Source organism: Pseudomonas sp. 30_B, from assembly GCF_017491605.1.
Taxonomy (GTDB): Bacteria; Pseudomonadota; Gammaproteobacteria; order Pseudomonadales; family Pseudomonadaceae; genus Pseudomonas.
Genome location: NZ_JAFGYY010000161.1, coordinates 1 through 526 on the forward strand (window position 1 = coordinate 1; position 526 = coordinate 526).

1 protein-coding gene is annotated in these 526 nt (G+C 61.8%); it reads right to left on the reverse strand.

Annotation, left to right across the window (positions count from 1 at the left end; genetic code table 11):
- On the reverse strand, positions 1-526 hold a 526-nt coding region (locus tag J5M67_RS27725), incomplete at both ends, for a type VI secretion system Vgr family protein (protein ID WP_207888584.1).

Sequence of the window (526 nt, forward strand, 5' to 3'; positions counted from 1 at the left end):
GTCCGGCAGATACTCCAGCGTGTCGTTCGGCAGCGGCAGATCCTCGAACCGCTGCGTGTCCGAGATCACCACCACATGACGATCCGGCTCGTGCTCCACCCAGAAGTAGATCCCTTCGTCCTCCAGCAGCCGCTTCACGAAGTTCAGATCCGTTTCCTGAAACTGCACGCAGTACTCGCGCGGCTCGTACGTACCTTCGAGCTCGAACCGGTAGCCGTTGCGCTGATGGCCCTGGAACACCTGCTCGACGATCTGCGGCACGCTCATGTTCTGGAAGATCCGGCTGTTGCGGTTCTCCGCGAGAAACGACAGCCAGCTTCGCAGCTCCAGCGTGTACGTGTATTGCCCGCTCATCTGCCCCGTGTCGTAGCCGCCGAACACGTGCGTGTTGAACGTCCGGATGTCGCCTTCGCCCAGGTCGATGTCGGCCGACAGCGTCGAGCCGAGCAGCGCGTCGAAGTCCAGATCCGGATCGTGGCTCAGCAGATCCAGTTGATACGACGGCTCCTGCGACAGGTTCTCGTGC